Genomic DNA, 22,253 nt, shown 5'->3' on the forward strand with positions numbered 1-22,253 from the left:
GGAAGGGAAGGGAAGGGAAGGGAAGGGAAGGGAAGGGAAGGGAAGGGAAGGGAAGGGAAGGGAAGGGAAGGGAAGGGAAGGGAAGGGAAGGGAAGGGAAGGGAAGGGAAGGGAAGGGAAGGGAAGGGAAGGGGAAAGGGAAGTTGGAGGGGAAGGGAAATGTGATGCAGGGGGACGCCAGTCAAGTCCCCCGCTTCCAGTGAATCAGGCGACACACGCCTCGACCACCACCTTGCCGGCTTCCATGCGCACCAGCTGGTCGGCGACATCAAAATAGCGGTCATCATGGCTGATGACGATGATTGTCTTGCCCAGGCGCTTCAGCTCGGGGAGCAGCTCGGTATAGAAAATGCGTCGGAAGGTCGGGTCCTGGTCCGCAGCCCATTCATCGAACACCAGCACCGGGCGCTCTTCCAGCCAGGCGTTTATCAGCGCCAGTCGCTTGCGTTGCCCGGTCGACAAGTCGGTGGTGGTGAAACTGCCGTCGCGAATGCTCACCTTGTGTGCGATTTCCAGCCGCTTGAGATAGACCTCGGCGCTTTCCGGCACCTGCTGGGCCCCCAGGAAGGGGTCGTCGAACAGGTAGTAATCGGAAAAGATGGTAGTGAAGAGCTGGCGATAATCATCGCGGTTCAGCGCGGTGATCGCCTGGTCGTTGATGCGTATCTCGCCTTTTTGCGGCGGGTACAGCCCTAGCAGCAGCTTGATCAGTGTGGTCTTGCCACAGCCGTTCTCGCCAACAATGAAGACGATGTCGCCCTGGCGGATCTGCAGGTTCACCGGCCCCAGGGTAAACGGTGCGTTGCCGTCGACCGGCGGGAAGGCAAAGCGCACGTCATGCAGCTCGAGGGTGCGCAAGGCGGGCAGCTGGCTGGCCTTGTCTTCGAGCAGCAGGTGCGGCTCGGGGGAGGAGAACTGCTCCGACAACTCGGCAATCCGGCGAAAGGCGATCTGAGCCCGGCTGACGATGGGCAACGTGCCTATCAGGTATTCCAGCGGGCCCTTCATGTACAGCAGCAACAGGACGAAACCGCTCATCACTGCTTTGTCGCCGCTAGGCCACAAGGATTGCAGGGCGAGTGCCAGGCCGATGACCACGAAGAACAGCATCGAGCCGAAGGTCTTGGCGATGACGAAGGTATTGATGGAGCGGATCTGGGTGTCGCGTATCTTGTCGGCCGTCCCCTGGATGTTGCGGCTGAACATGCGCTGACGGCGTGTGCGGTGGATACGCAGCTCCTTGGCGCCGCCGGCAATTGCATTGTAGTGCCGTTGCAGTTCATCTTCGGCATCCCGTGCCGCGACGAACCCTCGAATGCCCTTGGCTCGGGCGATGTACTGCACGGCGGTACCCAGTGCGATGGCTGCCAGCATCAGCAGGAACATCGGCCAGGACAGCACTGCCAGATAGCCCAGGCAGCCCAGGGTAACGGTCAAGGCAATTGCCAGTGGTGCGAAGGCGAAAGCGAAATCGCTGACGGTGTCCACGTCGTGGGTCAGCACCGGGATCAGTCGATGGCTGCGATAGCGCTCGATCTGTTCGATGGGGGCCGACAGCACCTTCTCGCCCAGTTCCTTGCGCAAGGCGGCGATGATGTTCTGGCCCACCCGGTTGCTACCGATGTCGGAAAACACCGAGCTGGCCAGGGCCACCAGGCAAAGCCCGGCGAAGCCCCAGACCACGCCCTGGGTCAGGCCGGTGTCGTCGTTCAGGGCCCGGTTGATGGTGGCCAGAAGGAAGGTGATGCTGAGGCCGCCGACCATGCCCAGGATGACGGACAGCGCGACGGTATATTTGAACGGCTTGAGCAGGGCGAAAAGATCCTGCACGGCGCCGCGGGTGGGCTGGGACATGATGGGCTCCTGGATTGATCAGCCGACGCTGGCAAGGGATTTGCTCAGCGCCTTGTGAGCGCTGCTGGAAAGATTCAGGGCGGCATAGAGTGCTTGCCCGATCTCTTCGCTGCGCATTGGCAGCACCGAAAGCAAGGTGTCGCTCAAGCCGTGGGTGGCCTCGCAGAAACCTTGCAGGAACACTGGCGCCTTGAGCTGTGGGGTGGCCAGGGCGCGGTAGGTACGGTCCACTTCCAGGCCATGCAGGTAAGGCAGAAGCGGCTCGAGCAGGTGCTGATGGCTCTTGCGCTCGTAGCCTGTGGCCAGGATCACGGCATCGTAGCGGTGGGTCTGCTGCTGCCCGGTGGCGAGGTCGCGCAGGGTCAGTTCGATGCCACCCCCGACGTCGACCGCCGCCGCCACGTGCTGCCGGCAGAGCACCGCGTGGCGGGGCTGACGGGTGATCTTCTGCCGGTACAACACGGCATAGATGCGCTCGATCAGCTCCAGATCGACGACGGAGTAGTTGGTATTGTGGTATTCGCCGATCAACTTTTCGCGGTCTGCCGCTGCTTGCTGGAAGACCAGGTCGGTGTAGGCTGGGGCGAAGATCTCGTTGACGAAAGGCGAGTCGTCGGCGGGCTTGAGGGCTGAGCTGCGCAGGATCATTTCAGCCTGCACCGAAGGAAAGCTGTCGTTCAGGTCGATGAACGCCTCGGCGGCACTCTGCCCGGAACCGATGATCGCGACACGCATCGGCTTGCCATGGACGGGGGCCAGGTTCTGCATGCCGGAGAGGTAGCGAGAATGGTGGAAAACCCTGGCATCGTTGCGCAGCGGCGCGAAAATGGCTGGAATCTTCGGTGAGCCACCGGTGCTGATCACCACCGAACGGGTGCGACGGGTCCGCTGCATGCCTTGTGCATTGCGCGAGATCAGTTTGAGGTGATGAATGACCCCGTTATCGAGTTCGGGCTCGATGCGCAGCACTTCTTCGCCATACAGTGCCTGCTCGGCGAACTGCCCGGCGACCCAGCCCAGGTAGTCGTTGTACTCCAGTCGGCACGGGTAGAAGGTGCCCAGGTTGACGAAGTCGACCAGGCGGCCCTGCTGCTTGAGGTAGTTGACGAAGCTGTACGGGCTGGTGGGGTTGCGCAGTGAAACCAGGTCCTTGAGGAACGAAATCTGCAGTTCGCTCTGCGAGGACAAGGTATCGCCATGCCAGCGATAGTGCTCCTGTTTATCCATGAACAAGGCATCAATGGCCTTGCCATGGCTCTGGGAAAGCTCTTGCAGGGCGATGGCCAGCGCCAGGTTGGACGGGCCGAAGCCTACGCCGATCAGGTCGTGGAGAGTTGAGGCGCTCATGTCGTTGACTCCTTGTGCGGGGGGTGTCCACAGGTGGGTAAAGATCCTTCTCTGCAGTGGGTCAGTTGTATTCGCCGTCCTCGAGCGCGCGCGCTACGCGAAAGCCCAGCCAGTCACCGCGCACTTCAGGTTTGCGCTCGTTACGGTTGCCCGAACGCGAGAAGATCGGGGGTTCCAGGTAGTCGTTACCGCGGATCTGCCGGTGCGTGCAGGTGTCACCGGTGGTCCAGGCGCTACCGTCGGTGGGCGCGCCGACATAATCGGTATGCCAGCAGTCCTCGACCCACTCGTAGACATTGCCATGCGTGTCATACATGCCGAACGCATTGGCCGGGAAGCTGCCGACCGGTGCCGTATAGGTGAAGCCATCGCGCGGCCCGTAGGTGTTGGCATGCTTGCTGATCTGATACTCGCCTTCCTCGTCGAAGGGGAACGGGAAGGGGCCGGTGGAGCCGGCGCGACCGGCGTACTCGCGTTCGGCTTCGCTGACCATGCGGTAGGGCTTGCCGGTTTTCTTCGCGAGCCAGCCGATGTAGCCGCGTGCTTCCTCCCAGGTCATGCAGACTGCAGGCTGGCTCGGGCCTTGCGGGTAGCTGGGCTTGCCGTTCTTGCACAAACGGCCCGGGCGGTTGTCGCCGTCGGGCAGCACAGTGTGGGTTTCCCTGGCATAGGCCTGCCATTGCCCGGCGGTCACATGGAAGCGACTCATGGCGAAGGCCTTGGCGAATGTCACGGTGTGCAGCGGACCTTCATCGTCCTGTTTGCCCAGTTCGTCATCGGGCGTGCCCATCACGTAGCTGCCGGCGGGCAGTACGACCATTTCCGGGCAATCCTTGCAGTCCTTGAAAACCTTGCCCGGTACCGCCGGGTCGGCAGCGAGGGCTTCGAGCGAAAGCGAGAGGCAACCGAGGGCAATCAGTGAGGTCAGCCGTTTCATGGGGTTCCTTGCAGGTTGTGGGCAACGGGAGGAGGGGTCGGCCTGGCGGCCTTCTGGGCGGCTTCCCACACACGCAGGAAGTTGGCTCCCCAGAGCTTGGCGATGTCTTCATCGGAATAGCCACGCTGTATCAGTTCGGCGGTGACGTTGCGGCTCTGGCTGGCATCTTCCCAGCCGACCACACCGCCGCCGTCGTTGAAGTCCGAACTGATACCGACATGGTCGATACCGATCTTCTTCACCGCGTAATCGATCGAGTCGACATAGTCCGCCAGGGTTGCCTTGGGCTCGGCGCCGACGATGTCGTAGAAGGGCGTGAGGTATTCGCCGAACTTCTTCTCCGACCAGATCGAGAACACCGGGTCGGTGGTGGTGCCCATCTGGGTCTGGCTTTGTATGTCAGGCAAACCATACCTGGCGCGCAAGGCGTTCATCTTCTCGATGGTCGGGCGCGAGAAGGGCTTGAGGTAGTGGGAGTAGGCCACGATATTGACCAGCCCGCCGGTAGCCTTGATGTGTGCCAGGTCGGCGTCGCTTAGGTTGCGGCGGATGTCCATCAGGCTTTGCACGCCGGTGTGCGAAGCCATCACCGGTGCCCGGCTCAGTTCGGTGACCTGGGTCAGGGCCTGGCTGGACATCTGCGAGACATCGATGACCACGCCGAGGTCGTTGAGCCGGGTGATGGCGCGCCGACCAATGTCGGAGAGCCCGCCCAGCGGGTCGACCGAATCCCCCAGGAAGGGCAAGGGGCGTGCCGAGTCGGCCCAGCTGTTGTTGCCGACGTAGCCCGGGCCGAACACCCGCATGCCGCGTGCGGCCCAGTGGTCGAGCTTGTCGATGTCATCGCCAAGGGGCGCGGCGTTGAGCAGGCTGATGATGATGGCGAACTTGCCTTCACTGGCCAGTCGGCGGAAGTCGGCAGGTGTGTAGGCGATCCCCGCCTGTGCCGGGAAATCCTTGGCGATGCTGGTGATGATCCGATAGCGCACTTCCAGTTCGTTGGCCATCGCAGCCTTGAACCCGGGGGTGGGCCGGTGCGGCCAATTGGGCCCGCGCCAGAACTCCGGCCATGACCAGATCGCGATCGACGCGCCACTCAGGCGGCCCTTGGCAGCTTTCACCAGGTCGAACTGGGTCGGGCCGTCACGATTCGCTTCCCTGCCACTGGCGCCGTAGTTCAACGGCACGTCAAGGTGTGCATCCAGCGCCGGGATGCGCGCCTGCAGGGCGTTGGCTCGCTCTTCGATTTCGCGGCTGTACGGGTGCTTGGCAAGGTAGGCCCGATACCCCCAGGCACCGGCGGCTATCAGGAGCAGGAGCAGAAGCAGAAGTGCCAATGCCCATGGCCATCTGCGCGATAACAAAGCCTGTTTCTTCATTGCGTACTCGGTCGCCTGCACGACGGCCCCATGCCGTTCGAACTTGTTGGGTGAAACGAGCCGACGCCAAGAGAATTTAGCGTCCCTCTAAATCGCTTCCTCAACCATTCGTTTTTGCAGCAGGAGTCACGTCATGAGTACAGTGGATGAAAGTGTCACGTCGAAAGATCCTGGCCGGCCTGGTGGCCGCTGGTGTTGCACTGCCTGCCGCCTATTACGCACGGCAGGAGTGGGAGCGGGCCCAGGAAGCGGAGCTGAGCAGTGACGAACCAGCGGTGCCGGTCGACGACCTGCCCAATGCGCTGTTGGGTGAGCGCTTGGTCGGGATCTGGGACTGGCGCCTGGTGGGCGATCACCCGGCGCTGGCCGAGCTGGCCGGGCCGCAACAGCTGTTGCTCGACGTAGGGCAGGGGGCCCGTGCCGTGCGCGGTTACCTGGGCACTGCGCCATATGGCGACCAGGGTTTGCAGGTTTACGGTCCGCTGGCGGCCGACCGATTGCCGAACGTGCGGCTGAAGATGATTGCCGGCTCTGGCGAGGCCTATGACTGCGATTCCGTGCTGGATGAGATATGGGGCGACTGGAGCCAGGGCGGAGGCAGCGCAACCCTTAGCGGGCAAGTACGCCTGGCAGGGACCCAGGCAGGGCATTCTGGTGCAATGGCGGGCTTTGTCGCTGTGCGCCGACCCTTCGTGCTGGCGCGTGAGCGGTTGCCGTTCGTGGCGGCTCTGCACGAGGACCTGATTTCGCCGCAGCGTCGTTACTATCATCAGCTCTGGCATGCCAGCCGTGATCGCTGGCACCGCATTGATGAGTCTCGACGGCAGATGGTGCGTGCGCTGGGCTGGCAGGTCGGCCCCCTGGGCAAGGAGCGCAACGCCCGCGGTCATGACCGCCATCGCAACGGCTCCGGCGAGGATTTTCTGTTCATGCACCGGCACATGCTGCATGGCGTGCGCGAGGTCCAGGACCTGCGCTCCTGGACAAGCCTGCCCGCGGCACGTCCATCGATCGGGCAGGGTACCCAGGCGTTCTTCGATTACCTCGATAACCGAGACGGCTACAGCGTCCCGCCCAATTGGCAGGCGGCCGGCGATGATGCTTTCAGCCAGTGGCTGTACTACGTCAAGAGCAGTCAGGGGCTGCACGCCAACTTCCAGCTGTGGGAAGCCCAGCTGCATGACCCGCAATACCTCAGCAGCTTGTGTCTGGGGGAGTTGGGGTCGCGCATCGAGTTGGGGGTCCACGACTGGCTGCACATGCGCTGGGCATCCCTGGGGCGAGATCCGAACTCGGATCTTCCAATGCCCTACGGGCGTCGCAACTATGATTTTTCCGAACGCTGGTTCCGCGCCGAGAACGACTTCCTTGGCGATCCGTTTTCCTCCCACGTGAACCCGGTGTTCTGGGCCTTTCACGGCTGGATCGACGACCGCCTGAACGACTGGTACCTGGCCCACCAGCAGGCGCACCCGGGGGAAGTGAAACTGCGGATGATCGATGGCGTTCCATGGTTTGCCCCGGGGCGCTGGGTGCGTGTGGCCGAGCCTTGGCTGGGGCCCACCCGTGACGGTTGCGGTGCCTGGGGGCTGGGCAATGGTGGCGGCACCGGGAAACTGGACATCGAGACCATGAAGCTTGCCTTGCAGGCCATCTTCAGCCCGGAAGAAGATGCCGATCGCCTGGCCGACAGGGTGCCACAGCGGCCCTGGTACGCTCGCCATCTGGCACCCGGCCCGAGACGTGACGGTTTGTAGCGCACTTGGCGCTATTTGCTGGTTTTGTACCAGGTAGGCCCCCGGACAGGGGGCATGCCTACTTCGCCGTCATCAGCGTGTCGGACGCTGTCCAGCCGCCGCCCAGTGCCTTGTAAAGGGCAACACTGGCCTGCAGGCGCGCCTCGCGCAGTCGTACCCGCTCGGACTGTGCGGTGAACAGGCTGCGTTGCGCCTCCAGCACGCTGAGCAGGTCCTCGGCGCCGGCCCGATAGCGGTTCTCTGCCAGATCGAAGGCACGCTGGGCCTGGGCAAGCTCTTCATTCTGCCAGCGTGTCTGGCGGTCCAGGCCATCGACGTTGTTCAGCGCCTTCTCGACTTCGCCGAAGCTGGTGATCAGCACGCTGCGATAGGCTTCGAGCAGTTCGTCCTGGCGAGCGATGGCGCGATCGCGCTCGGCGCGCAAGGCGCCATTGTTGAAAATGGGGGCTGTCAGGCCGGCACCGAGGTTGAACGCCGGATTGCGCAGCAGGTCAATGGCCTTTCTGTCGCCGGTGGCCAGGCTGGCCGTTAGGCTCACCGTGGGGAACAGTGCCGCCCGCGCAACGCTGACATCCGCCTGAGCCGCCGCCAGGCGCGTCTCTGCGCCGGCGATGTCCGGGCGGCGAGTCAGCAACTGGCTGGGGATGCCGGCGGCAATGCTCGGGCCGCTCAGTTGATCGAAAGGCTGATCGGCAAGCGCGAGTGCCTGCACCGGCACACCAAGCAAGGTTGCCAGGGTGATCTGTGCATCCCGGGCTTCTTGCTGGTAGAGCGGCAACTGGCGTTGCTGATTGGCTACAAGGCTTTCTTGCTGGGCCAGTTCAAGGGCAGTCGATGACCCCGCCTGGAAGCGCGTGCGCACCAGTTTGAGGATCTTTTCGGCGTTTTCCAGGTTGAGCGCGGCGATGCGCGCCTGCTCACGAGCGGCGAGGGCGCTCAGATAGGTATCGGCAACGCTGCTCGTCAGGCTCAGCTCGAGCGTGTCACGATCAAGGGCAGTGGCTTGCAGGCCCAGACGGGCACTGTCACGAGCAGCCGCATTCTTGCCCCAGAAGTCCAGCTCGTAGCTGGCCGTCAGGGCGGTGTTGAAGTAGCGGTAGGTCCGTTTACTGCTCGAAGTATCCTGTTCGCTGTAGCCTTGGCCTCGCAGCAAGCGCTGCTGATAGGCGTCGGCACTGGCATCGAGGCGCGGCAGCAGAGGGCCCCCGGCAATGCGCAGGTCGGCCCGTGCCTGCCTGACTCTGGCCATGGCGGCGCGCAGGTCATGGCTGCCTTGGCGCGCTTGCTCAATCAGCTGGCTCAGTTTAGCGCTGTTGAAGGTTGTCCACCATTGCGCCGAGGCCGCCGTGCCGCCAGTCGGGCCTTGCCAGTTGGTGGGCGCAACGATGCCGCTGTCCAGGGGGGCAGCAGTGTGGCTGCAAGCGCCAAGCAAGGTCAGCAGCGGTAGCATAAAAAGAGCGGTTCTGGTCATGGTCATTCACTGGTCAGGGCGGCGACAGGGTCGAGGGCGGCAGCCTTGCGCGCGGGCATGAAGCCGAAGATGACGCCGGTGGCTACCGAGCAGGCGAAGGCACCCACTATCGCCAGGGCGGAAAACGCCACGGCCACCTGGGCCAGGCTGAGTACCAAGCCGATCAGCAGCGCCAGGCACACGCCGATAAGGCCGCCGGTCAACGAAAGCACCACGGCTTCGGTCAGAAACTGGCGCAGGATGTCCCGCTGTCGGGCACCGGTGGCAATGCGGATGCCGATCTCGCGGGTGCGTTCGCGGACGGTCATCAGCATCACATTCATCACGCCGATCCCGCCGACCAGCAGCGAAATGGCGGCGATGGCGCCAAGCATCAGGGACAGCCCGTTGCGCGTCGCAGCTTCGGCCTGGATCATCGCCGCGCTGTTGTCGATCTCGAAGTCTTCCATGCCATCGTGCAGGCTCAGCATCAGTTGGCGTATCGCCCGTTCGGCTTCATGCACCTGGGTACTGTCGGCGGCGCCGATGATCACGTACTCCGGGTGTTGCGTGCCGGACAGGCGTATGGAGGTCGCAGAGTACGGGATGGCGATGCGCAGGTCGTTGCGCTGGTTGGCGCCGCTGGAGCCTTTGCTGGCCAGTACTCCGATCACCTGGAAAGGAACGTTCTCGATGAGGATGTACTGGCCGATCGGGTCCTGGCCGTCGACAAACAGCTTCTTGCGTACTTCCGAGCCGATCACGGCCACGGCCGCAGCCGTTGCCTGGTCGTTGTCGGTAAAGAAGCTGCCTTCGCTGACGGGCCAGCTCATCAGGGTCGGGAACACAGGCGTATACCCACCGATGGTCGATTCCAGGTCGCGATTGCCGAAGCGTACCTGCGCTTTCACTGTCATGGCCGGCATTATGGATTTCACTTGGGGCAGCTCGGCCAGCGCCTGCACGTCGCTGAGGCGAATGTTTCCGGGCGGGGCGCGCGGTGCCGGAGGGGCACCGTTCATGAAGATGATGTTCGAGCCGAACGCGCCCATCTGGGCCATGACCTGACGCTTGCTGCCTTCGCCCACCGCCAGCATCACGACCACCGACGCGACGCCGATGATGATCCCCAGCAGGGTCAGCGCGGTGCGTGTGCGGTTGCTCCACATGACCCGCCAGGCGGCCTGCAGGGCGTCCCGGGTTTCGCCCAGCCAGGGGCTGCTCTGGTTGTCGGCGCGGACCAGGCGCCGGGCCAGATCTTCGGCTTGCAGCGCCCCCGGGCGAGCCTGTGGCGGCGCCTGGTCGGCGCCGCTGTCGCTGATCACTTCACCGTCGCGGATCTCGATGATGCGGTGCGCGCGAGCGGCCACATCGCGGTCGTGGGTGATCAGGATCACCACATGGCCTTGCTCGGCCAGCTCATCCAGCAGGCGCATGACCTCGGTGCCACTGTGGCTGTCCAGCGCGCCCGTTGGCTCGTCCGCGAGGATGATATGGCCGCCGTTCATCAACGCCCGGGCAATGGATACCCGTTGTTGCTGGCCACCGGAAAGCTGGCGCGGGCGATTGCCGGTGCGTTCTCCCAGGCCCAGGCGTTGCAGCAGCGCCTGGGCCCTTTCGGCCCGTGGGGCGGCGGTGGTCCCGGCATAGATAGCCGGCATCTCCACGTTATCCTGCGCAGAGGCGGAAGGGATCAGGTGATAGCCCTGAAACACGAACCCGAACGCTTCGCGGCGCAACCAGGCCAGTTCGTCATTGTTCAGGCCGGCAACGTCCTGGCCCGCGAAGCGATAATGCCCGGCGCTTGGGCGGTCGAGGCAACCGAGGATGTTCATCAGGGTCGACTTGCCGGAGCCTGAGGTGCCGACGATGGCGATGAACTCCCCGGCATGGATCTTCAGGTCGATGCCACGCAACACATCGACCTGGGGGCTGTCGCCGCCACCATAGGATTTACGGATACCGATCAGTTCTATCAGCGGGGTGTTCATGTCAACCCTCGCCGCCGACAGGGCCGATCAGCAGCTTGTCACCTTCTTCCAGCCCGTCGAGTACCTGCACGCGCAGGCGGTCGCTAAGCCCGGTGCGTACCTGGCGCTTCTGAACGTCGCCCTTGCCGGTCAGGACGTGGGCGGTCTGCAGGCCTTCGCCTTGGCCGCGCCCCTGAAGTGCGGCGATGGGCACGGTCAATACATCCTTGGCGGCCCCGGCGACGAAGAACACCTGCGCGGTCATGTCGGCCATCAGCGCGTTGTCATCGTTGTCGACGTCCAGCAGCACGGTGTAGAGCACCACGCGGCCGGTCCCGCTGCCGCTTGCGCCACCGGCGGCAACCGGGCTGCCGCCGCCTTGACTGAGCTGGTCCAGCGGCTTGGGCGGAATCGGCAATATTTGCCTGACGGTACCGGTCCAGCGCCTGCCGCCACTGCCCAAGGTGGTGAAGTAGGCCTGCATGCCGGTCTTGACCTGGCCGATATCAGCTTCCGAGACCTCGGCCCACACCGTCATCGGCGACAGCTTGGCGATCCGCAGGATCAGCGGGGTGCGCTGTTGCGCGTTCAAGGTCTGCCCTTGACGTGCATCGACAGCCACCACCGTGCCGCCGATCGGGGCATAGATACGTGTGTAGCCAAGCTCGGCCTCTGCGCTGCGCAACGTGGCCTGCGCCTGGAGGATCTGCGCCTCATACATGTCGATACGCGCCTGGGTCGTCAGCACCTTGGCCTGGGCTGTTTGCACATCCTCTTCGCGGGTGGCGCCGTCGGTGGCCATCCGCTGCTGGCGACGCAACTGCTGCTGGGCCAGGACATGTTCGGCGCGCTGCTCCTTGACCTGTGCTTTCAGGGTCTGGATGGCATAGCGCTCGGCATCCAGCCGGGCCTGTTGCGTGGCAGGGTCGATTTCCACCAGCAACTGCCCCTGCTTGACGGTGTCGCCTACCTCGACGTGCAAGGTGCGGATCTGCCCAGAGGCCTGCGCGCCGACATCGACGTACTGGCGGGGCTGCAGGGTGCCCAGCGCGGTGACGCTGGCTTCGATGTTGCCACGGCTGACGCTGACGGAAGGCCGCTGATCAGCCTCGCCTGGCAACAATTGCCAGGTGGCGAATGCGGCCAGCGGGATCAGGCACAGCACGAGGGTTACAGCGCGACGGGGAAGGCGTTGAGGCATCATGCAGGGGTTCCGACCATGAGAGGGCCGCTGTCACCAGGGAACAGCTAGGGAGGCTGCCGATTAAACGAAAGCGACAAGGACGGATTTAGCGGTAAACGCCTGTTGCGGGCGGGGGAAATGTAACAACGTCTTTAAACTTGATGAGAATTATTATAATTTAAGCGCCGGCATTGCCACTACTTGGCCTGCATCAGATTTCTATCATCATCGGAAAACAGGGAAAGCGCTTCGATGCCGTCTTCGGGTGTATTGCTAGAGCATTACTACCAGGAACTGGTCCGGTACCTTCGTTCGCGTCTCGGCAGCCGCCATGCGGCCGAGGATATCGCTCAGGAAGCCTATCTGCGGATAATCGAGCGGTGTGACGACACACAGATCTCCCATCCGCGCGCTTTCCTTTATCGCACGGCCCTGAACCTGGTGACCGATGGCCATCGGCGTAGCAAGGCCCGTCGCGCCGAGCCCCTCGAAATACTGGAAACCGACGAGCGATTCTTCGTCACGCCCGTGCACGGCGTCTGTCGTCAGGAAGAACGCCTGGAGTTGCTGCAGCGTGCGCTGGCGGAACTGGGCAACACCTGCCGGGAGTGCTTTTTGCTGCGCAAGCTCGAAGGCCTGTCCCATGGCGAGATTGCCACGCGTATGGGGTTGTCCAAGGCCACGGTTGAAAAGCACATCGTCAACGCCATGAAACATTGCCGCCTGCGCATGCGCGAGTGGGCCGAGACCTGAGCACGTGCCCGGCAGCGCAGCCCACTTTCCAATAGCTTCAGTTGCCTGACGATGTACCGAACGTCAGGGCACCTTTCATCATGGTCGAATGGAACGGGTAGGAGCAGAAGAACTCGTACGCCTGGCCTGCCTGCAGCACGCGGGTGTCGAAGGTGACCGAATCCTTTTCGCCGCCACCGATCAGCCGGGTATGGGCGAGCACGCGCTTGTCTCCCGGCTGGATATAGTTGTTGGCTTCGCCCGCCGCGGCGCCATCGGTGGTCACGCCTTTGATGTCTTCCTTTTTGGCCAGCACCCAGTTGTGGCCCATGATGTTCCTGGGCATCGTGCCCGTGTGCCGCAAGTTCACCGTGAAGCGTTGGCAGGTCTGCGGGACGCTGATCGTCTTCAGGTTGTAGGTCATCTGGTCGGTGCTGTGAATGTCCACCGAGCAGGGCTCGTCGGACCACGCGACGCTGGACAGGGTCAGGGCGAAAAAGGCTAGGGCAGGGCGAAACATCTGGGTACTCCGAAAAGGTATGAGGCGATGCCTTGGGGCATGCGCCTTTTTTATACGAAGCCCGAGCGTCAGGGTTTAGGGCCTGCGGTTCGCTGCCCGGCTTAAAGGTAAATGCAAATTCCGTCAGTCAATCACTTGATTTATGCGGGTTTCCCGACTTCTATCAAATAAGACCGCTGCCAGGCATGGCCTTGGCAGTAGCCGTTACTGGCGCAGTATGGTCATGGAGCGTACCCATTACCCAACTGCCCAGGTCCCACCATGGCAAACAAGACCCTGCGCATCCTCATCGCCGACGCACACCCCTGCCAGCGCCTGCAGCTGGAGCGGTTGCTCAATGGCCTGGGCTATTACCGGATCGCCCCCGTGGAGAGCTTCGAGGAGCTCCAGCGCCTTGTTCATTGCGCCTTGCAGCCTTTTCATCTGCTGCTGGGCAATATCGAGCTGGCCAATCATGCCGGGGTCGACTTGGCGCGCTTCTGCCGCGTCAGCACGCAGATCCAGCACGCCCTGCTTTACCACTCCAGTCAGTTAAAAGTGCCTTCAGTACCGCAGACCGAACGCCAGGCGGTCAGCCTGAGCCTCCCGCAGGTGCCTGATAACGAGGCGCTGGAGTCATTCATGGCGATCATCGACGCGCCACTGGTGGTCGGCAAGTTGCCGCTGCCGGGCAGCATGCCGGCTACCGCGGCGCGGCCACGGCCGCGGGCCAACTTCGCGCACACGGTGTTCAACCGCTAGCGGCGCAGCGTGCAGGGCAACGGGGCAGCTATTTGTTATCCTCTTGCCCTTTGCCGATTTGCGGACCCCTGCCATGACTGCCATCGATACCGCTCGCCCGCCCCGGTTCAGCCGCGGCGATCACCGGACCCTGGGCCTGGCGGCACTGGGCGGCGCGCTGGAAATCTACGACTTCATCATTTTCGTGTTCTTTGCGCTGACCCTCAGCCAGCTGTTCTTCCCGCCCGAAATGCCCGAGTGGCTGCGCCTGCTGCAAAGCTTCGGCATCTTCGTCACCGGTTACCTGGCGCGGCCGCTGGGCGGCATCCTGATGGCGCACTTTGCGGACCACCTGGGGCGTAAACGGGTGTTCAGCCTGAGCATCCTGATGATGGCCCTGCCGTGCCTGCTGATCGGCGTGATGCCGACCTATGCCGACATCGGCTATGCCGCGCCGCTGATTCTGCTGGCGCTGCGTATCTTCCAGGGTGCGGCGGTGGGGGGCGAGGTGCCGAGTGCCTGGACCTTCGTTGCCGAGCACGCGCCGGCCGGCCGACGCGGTTATGCCTTGGGCTTCCTGCAGGCCGGGCTGACCTTCGGCTACCTGCTGGGGGCGCTGACCGCGACCTTGCTGGCGCAAATATTCACACCGCAGGAAATCCTCGACTACGCCTGGCGTTACCCGTTCCTGTTGGGTGGGGTGTTTGGCGTGATTGGCGTGTGGCTGCGCCGCTGGCTGAGCGAAACACCGGTGTTTCTTGCCTTGCGCGCACGTCAGGAACAGCCGGTGAAGTTCCCGCTGCGGCGGGTACTGGGCGAGCACCGCCGCGCGCTGGTTCCGGCGGCGCTGCTGACTTGCGTGTTGACTTCTGCCGTGGTGGTGCTGGTGGTGATAACCCCGACGGTGATGCAGCAGCGCTTCGGCATGAGCGCCGGGCACACCTTTGCCCTGAGCAGTGTGGGCATCGTCTTCCTCAATATCGGCTGCGTACTCGCCGGCCTGCTGGTTGACCGCGTGGGCGCCTGGCGTGCGCTGATGCTTTACAGCGTGCTGCTGCCGCTGGGCATCGGCGCGTTGTACGCCAGCCTGAATGGGCAGTGGGGCATGACCTGGCTGGCCTACGCGCTGGCAGGGCTGTCCTGCGGCGTGGTGGGGGTGGTGCCGTCGGTGATGGTCGGGTTGTTCCCCGCCGAGATCCGGGTTTCGGGTATTTCCTTCACCTACAACGTGGCCTATGCGCTGTGGGCCAGCACCACGCCGCTGGCGCTGATCGCGCTGATGCCGTGGAGCCCGTGGGTGTGTGTCGGGTTTTGTCTGATCATGGGCACGGTGGGGCTGCTCACGGCCTTGTATTTCGGGCGCCGCGAGCCATTGACGTTTACGGCAGAGCCGATGCCGATCATGTGTGGTGACAAATGAGAGGGTAACGCTATTGAGGCGCTGAGGCAGACTTCCGGGCGGTGGTTATTGGAATAACCTATTGGCCAAATTTAACCTGGAAGGTTAATTTCTCATGGAAAAGAGAACGCCTCATTGTCCGCTGGAACGGGTAAAAGTCTTGGCTGCTGCAAGGCGCATCAGCCCTACAGGCGCTGCACTGAGAGGCGCCAAAGCACTGGGAATAGATTATCCGGGCATGCTTGAAGTGATCTCCAGTTTGGAGCGCACTGATTTTTACAAGAGCATGACCAGCCATATGGATCACCGGGTTTGGCAGGATGTCTATCGTCCGCTTACAGCAATTGGGTACGTTTATCTGAAACTGTCCGTGGTAGACGACGTGCTCATCGTGTCTTTCAAGGGGTTGTAACCATGAGATGTCCAATATGCGGCGGAGCGGAGCTTGCACCTGATGTTCAGGGCATGCCCTATAGCTATAAAGGAGAGGCGACCGTCATCCCTGACGTAAGTGGCGATTACTGTTCCGCATGTGGTGAATGTGTACTTAGCCACGATGAAGCCATGCGTATCAGTAACCTGATGACGGCATTCGATCGCCAAGTCAACGCAACGGTTGTGGATCCTTCCTTCATTGCCTCAATGCGCCGGAAGTTCGACCTCGACCAGCGTGAAGCGGGGGAAATTTTCGGTGGTGGCGTCAACGCGTTCTCCCGTTACGAAAACGGCAAGACCACACCACCCGTGGCGCTGGTGAAACTGCTCAAGCTGCTGGATCGCCATCCAGAGCTCTTCGAGGAAGTGCGTACTGCCTGATTTTGGCAGCTAACAAAAAGCCCCCGGCTCGCGAGAACCGGGGGCTTTTTGTTACGGCAAGGGCAGGGACCTTACATGTTCGGGTAGTTCGGCCCGCCAGCGCCTTCAGGGGTGACCCAGGTGATGTTCTGGGCCGGGTCCTTGATGTCGCAGGTCTTGCAGTGCACACAGTTCTGCGCGTTGATCTGGAAGCGCTTGTTGCCGTCTTCCTGGGTGACCACTTCGTACACGCCCGCCGGGCAGTAGCGCTGGGCCGGCTCGTCGTACAGCGGCAGGTTGCTGGCGATCGGGATACTCGGGTCGGTCAGCTTCAGGTGGCAGGGTTGTTCCTCTTCGTGGTTGGTGCTGGAGAGGAATACCGAGCTGAGCTTGTCGAAGCTGAGCTTGCCGTCCGGTTTCGGATAGTCGATCTTTTTCGAATCCGCGGCCAGCTTGAGGCAGGCGTAGTCCGGCTTGGTGTCGTGCAGGGTGAACGGCAGCTTGCCGCCGAACCAGTTCTGGTCGACGTAGTTGAATGCACCACCAAACAGTGGGCCGAACTTGTGCAGCGCAGGGCCGAAGTTACGGCTGGCGAACAGTTCTTCGTGCAGCCAGCTGGCCTTGAAGGCGTCAACGTAAGTGTTCAGCGCATCGCCCCCCTCGCTGCCAGCGATCAGTGCGTCCGCTACTGCTTCGGCCGCGAGCATGCCCGATTTCATCGCGGTGTGGCTGCCCTTGATCTTGGAGAAGTTCAGGGTGCCCAGGTCGCAACCGATCAACGCCCCACCGTTGAACACCATCTTCGGCAGCGAGTTCAGGCCGCCTTTGCAGATGGCGCGGGCGCCATAGCTGATGCGCTTGCCGCCTTCGAGGTACTGCTTCATCACCGGGTGGTGCTTGAGGCGCTGGAATTCGTCGAACGGCGACAGGTACGGGTTGGCGTAGGACAGGTCGACGATCAGGCCGACCACCACCTGGTTGTTTTCCAGGTGATAGAGGAACGAGCCACCGGTGTTGTCCTTGGCTACCACGTCCAGCGGCCAGCCGGCGGTGTGCACCACCAGGCCCTGCTCGTGCTTGGCCGGGTCGATTTCCCAGATTTCCTTCAGGCCGATGCCGTAGTGCTGCACATCGGACTCGTTGTCGAGGTTGAAGCGCTTGATCAGCTGCTTGCCGATGTGGCCGCGGCAGCCTTCGGCAAACAGGGTGTACTTGGCGCGCAGTTCCATGCCCGGGGTGTACAGGCCGTCCTTCGGGTTGCCTTCGCGGTCGACCCCCAGGTCACCGGTGACGATGCCGCGGACCACGCCGTTGTCGTCGAACAACGCTTCCTGGGCGGCGAAGCCCGGGTAGATCTCAACGCCCAGGTTCTCGGCCTGCTGGGCCAGCCAGCGGCACAGGTTGCCCAGCGAGATGATGTAGTTGCCATGGTTGTGCATGGTCTTGGGCACGAACAGGTCCGGCACCTTGGTGGCGCTGCCGGCATCCTTGAGCACATAGATGTCGTCGCGCTTCACTTCGGTGTTCAGCGGTGCGCCGAGCTCTTTCCAGTCGGGGAACAGTTCGTTCAGGGCGCGGGGTTCGAACACCGCGCCGGAGAGGATGTGGGCGCCGACTTCAGAGCCTTTTTCCACCACGCAGACGCTGATTTCGCTACCGGCTTCGGCGGCCTTCTGCTTCAGGCGGCAGGCGGCGGACAGGCCTGCCGGGCCGGCGCCGACGATGACCACGTCGAATTCCATGTATTCGCGTTCCACTGGTTCTCTCCTACTCATCAAGGCTCGTGCTGTTGCTTTGTCTTATGGGTGCCGCGCACAGTGGCTCATCACGGGAGCGAAACTGTAGCTGCGCAAATGACGGACTACACCGTTTTGTCTTGGCCGCGCATTATATCTACACCACTTGGCGGGTCCAATACAAACGTTTGTTTGAATTTGCCGCAGGCCAGTAAAATCACAGGAACACGGCTGGAGGGTGACCGATTTGCCGTATTGACCGGATGGGGTGTTACGGTCAAGATACGAGCGGTTTTACGTTCGCCGTAGGCTTGCAGCCGGGCGCAGGTACACCTCTAAAGACCAGGTGTGGAGCAGGGTTTTGCGGCCTTGGGCCGGTTTGTAGTGGAGTTTACACGCCACGACAGAAAATGACCCGTGAGTATTTGTCGCAAGAGTCCGGACAAGACTGTTCGGTCACAGTGAAGATACTGGCTCCCGGTACGTTTTTAGAGGTGCCCTTGTACCCACGCGCATCGCCGGGCTCAGCCCCAGGCGACTATCTATTCACCGGAGAGTAACGAGGAATCCATGAAGGTTCTTGTAGCTGTCAAACGAGTGGTCGACTACAACGTCAAGGTTCGCGTCAAGGCGGACAACTCCGGCGTCGACCTTGCTAACGTCAAGATGTCCATGAACCCCTTCTGCGAAATCGCCGTGGAAGAGGCCGTACGCCTGAAGGAAAAAGGTGTTGCGACCGAGATCGTCGTCGTTTCCGTCGGCCCGACCACTGCCCAGGAGCAACTGCGTACCGCCCTGGCCCTGGGTGCCGACCGTGCCATCCTGGTAGAAGCCGCTGACGAGCTGAACTCCCTGGCGGTGGCCAAGGCGCTGAAAGCCGTTGTCGACAAAGAGCAGCCTCAGCTGGTCATCCTTGGCAAGCAGGCCATCGACAGCGACAACAACCAGACCGGCCAGATGCTGGCTGCGCTGACCGGCTACGCCCAGGGCACCTTCGCCTCCAAGGTTGAAGTGGCTGGCGACAAGCTGAACGTCACCCGTGAAATCGATGGCGGCCTGCAGACCGTGTCGCTGAACCTGCCAGCCATCGTCACCACCGACCTGCGCCTGAACGAGCCACGCTATGCGTCGCTGCCGAACATCATGAAGGCCAAGAAGAAGCCGCTGGAGACCGTTACTCCAGACGCGCTGGGCGTTTCCCTCGCCTCCACCAACAAGACCCTGAAAGTTGAAGCGCCGGCTGCCCGCAGCGCTGGCATCAAGGTCAAGTCGGTGGCCGAACTGGTCGAGAAGCTGAAGAACGAAGCGAAGGTAATCTAAATGACTATCCTGGTTGTCGCTGAATACGAAAACGGTGCAGTAGCCCCGTCCACCCTGAACACTGTCGCCGCAGCCGCCAAGATCGGTGGTGATGTGCACGTGCTGGTCGCAGGCCAGAACGTCGGTGGCGTTGCCGAATCCGCTGCCAAGATCGCTGGTGTGGCCAAGGTCCTGGTGGCCGATAACGCCGCCTACGCCCACGTCCTGCCGGAAAACGTCGCGCCGCTGATCGTCGAGCTGGCAAAGGGCTACAGCCACGTGCTGGCCCCGGCCACCACCAATGGCAAGAACATCCTGCCGCGCGTTGCCGCGCTGCTGGACGTGGACCAGATCTCCGAGATCATCTCGGTCGAGTCCGCCGACACCTTCAAGCGCCCGATCTATGCCGGTAACGCCATTGCCACCGTGCAATCGAGCGCTTCGATCAAGGTCATCACCGTGCGTACCACCGGCTTCGACCCAGTCGCTGCCGAAGGTGGCTCGGCTGCTGTTGAAGCGGTGAGTGCCGCGCACAACGCCGGTATCTCGGCCTTTGTCGGTGAAGAGCTGGCCAAGTCCGACCGCCCAGAACTGACCGCTGCCAAGATCGTCGTTTCCGGCGGCCGCGGCATGGGCAACGGTGACAACTTCAAGCACCTGTACAGCCTGGCCGACAAGCTCGGCGCGGCCGTCGGCGCTTCGCGCGCTGCGGTCGACGCAGGCTTCGTGCCGAACGACATGCAGGTCGGCCAGACCGGCAAGATCGTTGCGCCACAGCTGTACATCGCCGTCGGTATCTCCGGCGCGATCCAGCACCTGGCCGGCATGAAAGACTCCAAAGTGATCGTTGCGATCAACAAGGACGAAGAAGCGCCGATCTTCCAGGTGGCTGACTACGGCCTGGTTGCCGACCTGTTCGAAGCGGTTCCGGAGCTGGAAAAGCTGGTCTGATCCGCCTGCTTCACTTATAAAGAACCCGGCCCTCGCATTGAGGGTCGGGTTTTTTTATGGGTTGAGGAGTGAGGGATGACGTTGCGCGGAACGGGCAGGGTGCTGGCATGCATGGTGGCGTTGGCTTCGCCATTGGCCATGGCGGCAGGCAAGTGCGAGCGCCTGGTGGCAACCGGCAGCCCTGATGCGCCGCCTTATTCGTGGCAAGACCCGAAAGACCCGAAACACCTGATAGGCGCCAACGTCGACCTGCTGCGCCAGGTGGCTGGCGAGCTGGGGGTGAAGGTGGAGGTGCTAAGTGCTGGCCGTCGCGACCAGGCCCTGGAGGAAGTGCGCAGCGGGCGTATGGACCTGCTGCTCGATACGCCGATGCAGGTGGAACAACTGACCGCGCTGGACTACATCCACCCACCCCTTCAACTCAACGAATACCTGGTGTGGACACGCCACGATGCCACGTTGACCTTCGATGGCCCGGCGGACCTGGCCCAGTACCAGGGCAGCTTGTCCGAACGCGCGCGCCTGACCCCGGCCTTTACCGCGTTTGCCAAGGCCCAGCTGAAGCTGGTGCCGGCGCAGAACCTGACCCAGGCGTTCCAGAAACTGGTGCTTGGCCAGGTGGACTATGTGCTCGCTGGCCGCTATTCGGGCATGGCCATGGCCCAGAGCCTGGGCATGAACAATGACCTGATCGCCCGCGGCCTGCCCGTGGACCGGCCAGGCCTGTACCTGGCCCTGTCGCACAACTCGGCATGCAATGACAGCTGGTTGCGTGGGCAATTGGCAAAAAAACTGACAGAATTGCCGATCTCCGGTGCGTCCGAGGCGGTCCTGCAACGTAATGTCGAGCGCTGGAAAGCGCAGTTGCAGGTGCCGGCGGACGCCCCCAAACACTAGGAAGATTGCGTGAGAACCCAACCACTAATCCTTGCCTTGGCCGTGCTCGGCCTGGCTGGCTGCGCCAATGATCCGGCCCCTGACGAGCAGATGCGCATTTCCGAGCAGGCACTGGAGCAGGCCAGGGCCGTAGGTGCCACCGAGCAGGTCGAAACGCTGCAGATGGCTGAAGACAAGCTGGCCCGGGCCAAGGCCAACATGCTGACCCAGGACTACCGTGATGCGCGCATGCGCGCCGAGCAGGCCGAGCTTGATGCCCGCCTGGCCGAGGCCCAGGTGCTGAACCAGAAAAGCGAAGAGCAACTGCAACTGCTGCAGTCGCGGGTCAAGCGCTTGCGCAAGCAACTGGAGGTGCAGCCATGATGCGCCGTACACCATTGGCCGCGCTGGCGCTGCTGGCGCTGGCAGCAGGCTTGCAAGGTTGTGCCAGCCAGCGCAGCTCTGCAGCGCTGGATGAAGCCAGTGCCACCTTCGCCAAGGTCAAGGATGATTCCGATGTGCTGCGCAGTGCGCCGCGTGACGTGATCCGCGCAGGTGAGTCGCTGGCCCGTGCCGAGCGCCTGTCCAGCTATATCGGCACCGGTTCCGATGTGCGTCATTACGCTTACCTGAGCCAGCGCTACAGCGAGATTGCCAGTGAGCATGCCAAGCTGGCGCTGAACCAGGAGCGCCAGGCCAAGCTTGACCTCGAGCGTCAGCGCCTGCAGTTGGCGTTGCGCGAGGCCAAGCTGGCCAGCGTGCAGCAGCAGGGCAAGTGGGTCGAGTCGCAGATCGCTGCGCTGGCTTCGGAGCAGACTGATCGTGGCCTGGTGATGACCCTGGGTGACGTGCTGTTTGATACTGGCCGTGCCGAGCTGAAGAATTCGGCCAGCCGTACCGTGCTCAAGCTGGTGCAGTTCCTTCAGCTCAACCCGCGGCGGGTAGTGCGTATCGAAGGTTATACCGACAGCACTGGCGCGGCCGAGGACAACCTGAAACTGTCCCGCGACCGGGCGCAGGCCGTGGCCGACATGCTGGTGGACCTTGGCATCGACGAAAAGCGCCTGCAGGTCGAGGGCTATGGCGACCAATACCCGATCGAGGCCAACGCCTCTGAGCGGGGCAGGGCGCAGAACCGCCGCGTGGAGATCGTGTTCTCCGACGACAAGGGCAGGCTCGCGCCTGCGCGCTGAGTTGTACCTCGAAACCGTCAGCGCCTTTGAGATCGAGCGCCGCCCGCGCGGCGCATCGCGAGCTGTGCTCGCTCCTACGTTTGTTTCTGGCCAATTATTCCTATGAGATTCGCGCGCGAATGCCTTGGCGCATGACGCGATGCCGTGTCGTACCAA

Annotated in this window: 21 protein-coding genes; 12 read left to right on the forward strand and 9 right to left on the reverse strand. The window is 62.7% G+C overall.

Features of this window, described 5'->3' with window-relative positions:
- On the forward strand, window positions 1-202 hold a 202-nt coding region (locus ACN6NG_RS07470; protein WP_474313372.1), incomplete at its 5' end, for a hypothetical protein.
- A gap of 1 nt (window position 203) precedes the next feature.
- Here the strand turns inward: ACN6NG_RS07470 and ACN6NG_RS07475 are convergent.
- The 4 genes from ACN6NG_RS07475 to ACN6NG_RS07490 all read right to left on the reverse strand — a co-directional run bounded on the left by ACN6NG_RS07475 (window position 204) and on the right by ACN6NG_RS07490 (window position 5,516).
- Window positions 204-1,853 carry a cyclic peptide export ABC transporter gene (locus ACN6NG_RS07475; RefSeq protein WP_474313373.1) on the reverse strand — a complete coding sequence of 550 codons (1,650 nt, stop codon included), beginning with the start codon at window positions 1,851-1,853 and terminating at the stop codon, window positions 204-206.
- 18 nt (window positions 1,854-1,871) lie between these two features.
- Complete coding sequence (locus ACN6NG_RS07480; RefSeq protein WP_197864916.1) at window positions 1,872-3,200, reverse strand: lysine N(6)-hydroxylase/L-ornithine N(5)-oxygenase family protein; 1,329 nt, start codon at window positions 3,198-3,200, stop codon at window positions 1,872-1,874.
- Between the two features lie 61 nt (window positions 3,201-3,261).
- A complete protein-coding gene (gene pvdO / locus ACN6NG_RS07485; protein ID WP_063423109.1) occupies window positions 3,262-4,137 on the reverse strand; it encodes a dihydropyoverdine dehydrogenase in 876 nt (291 codons plus the stop codon).
- Window positions 4,134-5,516 (reverse strand): dipeptidase, encoded by a 1,383-nt coding sequence (locus tag ACN6NG_RS07490; RefSeq protein ID WP_474313374.1) that lies wholly within the window; start codon window positions 5,514-5,516, stop codon window positions 4,134-4,136. The genes pvdO and ACN6NG_RS07490 overlap by 4 nt, the downstream gene beginning before the upstream one ends.
- A gap of 146 nt (window positions 5,517-5,662) precedes the next feature.
- On the opposite strand from ACN6NG_RS07490, the gene pvdP reads away from it, so the two are divergent.
- Window positions 5,663-7,273, forward strand: coding sequence for a pyoverdine maturation tyrosinase PvdP (gene pvdP, locus ACN6NG_RS07495; RefSeq protein ID WP_081237848.1), 1,611 nt, complete (start codon window positions 5,663-5,665; stop codon window positions 7,271-7,273).
- A gap of 58 nt (window positions 7,274-7,331) precedes the next feature.
- Here the strand turns inward: pvdP and ACN6NG_RS07500 are convergent, their stop codons facing one another.
- From ACN6NG_RS07500 to ACN6NG_RS07510, 3 genes are read right to left on the reverse strand one after another with little or no spacing between them, the layout of a single operon-like run.
- The gene (locus ACN6NG_RS07500) at window positions 7,332-8,750 is read right to left on the reverse strand and encodes an efflux transporter outer membrane subunit (protein ID WP_353456577.1); all 1,419 of its coding nucleotides are present in this window, start codon (window positions 8,748-8,750) and stop codon (window positions 7,332-7,334) included.
- Window positions 8,747-10,714: a MacB family efflux pump subunit gene (locus ACN6NG_RS07505; RefSeq protein ID WP_474313377.1), complete on the reverse strand. Its 1,968-nt coding sequence runs from the start codon at window positions 10,712-10,714 to the stop codon at window positions 8,747-8,749. Before ACN6NG_RS07505 ends, ACN6NG_RS07500 begins: the two co-directional genes overlap by 4 nt.
- A 1-nt stretch (window position 10,715) precedes the next feature.
- On the reverse strand, window positions 10,716-11,897 hold the full coding sequence (locus ACN6NG_RS07510) for an efflux RND transporter periplasmic adaptor subunit (protein WP_063423105.1): 1,182 nt from the start codon (window positions 11,895-11,897) through the stop codon (window positions 10,716-10,718).
- 231 nt (window positions 11,898-12,128) lie between these two features.
- Here ACN6NG_RS07510 and ACN6NG_RS07515 point away from each other — a divergent pair, with 231 nt between their 5' ends.
- Complete coding sequence (locus tag ACN6NG_RS07515; RefSeq protein ID WP_063423104.1) at window positions 12,129-12,629, forward strand: sigma-70 family RNA polymerase sigma factor; 501 nt, start codon at window positions 12,129-12,131, stop codon at window positions 12,627-12,629.
- Window positions 12,630-12,666: 37 nt separating this feature from the next.
- Here the strand turns inward: ACN6NG_RS07515 and azu are convergent, their stop codons facing one another.
- The gene (gene azu, locus ACN6NG_RS07520) at window positions 12,667-13,128 is read right to left on the reverse strand and encodes an azurin (RefSeq protein WP_063423103.1); all 462 of its coding nucleotides are present in this window, start codon (window positions 13,126-13,128) and stop codon (window positions 12,667-12,669) included.
- Window positions 13,129-13,389: 261 nt separating this feature from the next.
- Between azu and ACN6NG_RS07525 the strand changes: the two genes are divergently transcribed.
- From ACN6NG_RS07525 to ACN6NG_RS07540, 4 genes are all read left to right on the forward strand, one after another.
- Complete coding sequence (locus ACN6NG_RS07525; RefSeq protein WP_016498680.1) at window positions 13,390-13,869, forward strand: response regulator; 480 nt, start codon at window positions 13,390-13,392, stop codon at window positions 13,867-13,869.
- 73 nt (window positions 13,870-13,942) lie between these two features.
- Window positions 13,943-15,268, forward strand: coding sequence for an MFS transporter (locus tag ACN6NG_RS07530; RefSeq protein WP_063423102.1), 1,326 nt, complete (start codon window positions 13,943-13,945; stop codon window positions 15,266-15,268).
- Window positions 15,269-15,362: 94 nt separating this feature from the next.
- Window positions 15,363-15,659 (forward strand): type II toxin-antitoxin system MqsR family toxin, encoded by a 297-nt coding sequence (locus ACN6NG_RS07535; protein WP_063423101.1) that lies wholly within the window; start codon window positions 15,363-15,365, stop codon window positions 15,657-15,659.
- A 2-nt stretch (window positions 15,660-15,661) separates the two neighbouring features.
- Window positions 15,662-16,063 (forward strand): type II TA system antitoxin MqsA family protein, encoded by a 402-nt coding sequence (locus ACN6NG_RS07540; protein WP_063423100.1) that lies wholly within the window; start codon window positions 15,662-15,664, stop codon window positions 16,061-16,063.
- Window positions 16,064-16,134: 71 nt separating this feature from the next.
- On the opposite strand, the gene ACN6NG_RS07545 is transcribed toward ACN6NG_RS07540, so the two are convergent.
- Complete coding sequence (locus tag ACN6NG_RS07545) at window positions 16,135-17,817, reverse strand: electron transfer flavoprotein-ubiquinone oxidoreductase (RefSeq protein ID WP_274138948.1); 1,683 nt, start codon at window positions 17,815-17,817, stop codon at window positions 16,135-16,137.
- A gap of 531 nt (window positions 17,818-18,348) precedes the next feature.
- Between ACN6NG_RS07545 and ACN6NG_RS07550 the strand changes: the two genes are divergently transcribed.
- The 5 genes from ACN6NG_RS07550 (at window position 18,349) to ACN6NG_RS07570 (ending at window position 22,097) form a co-directional block, all read left to right on the forward strand.
- Entirely contained in the window at window positions 18,349-19,098 is a 750-nt protein-coding gene (locus ACN6NG_RS07550; protein ID WP_016498683.1) for an electron transfer flavoprotein subunit beta/FixA family protein, read from the forward strand.
- A complete protein-coding gene (locus ACN6NG_RS07555; RefSeq protein ID WP_474313382.1) occupies window positions 19,099-20,028 on the forward strand; it encodes an electron transfer flavoprotein subunit alpha/FixB family protein in 930 nt (309 codons plus the stop codon).
- Between the two features lie 75 nt (window positions 20,029-20,103).
- Window positions 20,104-20,925, forward strand: a complete 822-nt coding sequence (locus tag ACN6NG_RS07560) for a substrate-binding periplasmic protein (protein ID WP_084967498.1) — start codon at window positions 20,104-20,106, stop codon at window positions 20,923-20,925.
- A 9-nt stretch (window positions 20,926-20,934) separates the two neighbouring features.
- Entirely contained in the window at window positions 20,935-21,288 is a 354-nt protein-coding gene (locus tag ACN6NG_RS07565) for a DUF4398 domain-containing protein (protein ID WP_049275988.1), read from the forward strand.
- Window positions 21,285-22,097, forward strand: a complete 813-nt coding sequence (locus ACN6NG_RS07570; RefSeq protein ID WP_016498687.1) for an OmpA family protein — start codon at window positions 21,285-21,287, stop codon at window positions 22,095-22,097. The genes ACN6NG_RS07565 and ACN6NG_RS07570 overlap by 4 nt, the downstream gene beginning before the upstream one ends.
- Window positions 22,098-22,253: the final 156 nt, after the last annotated feature.

The sequence above is a fragment of the Pseudomonas sp. TSO6 genome (assembly GCF_056098905.1).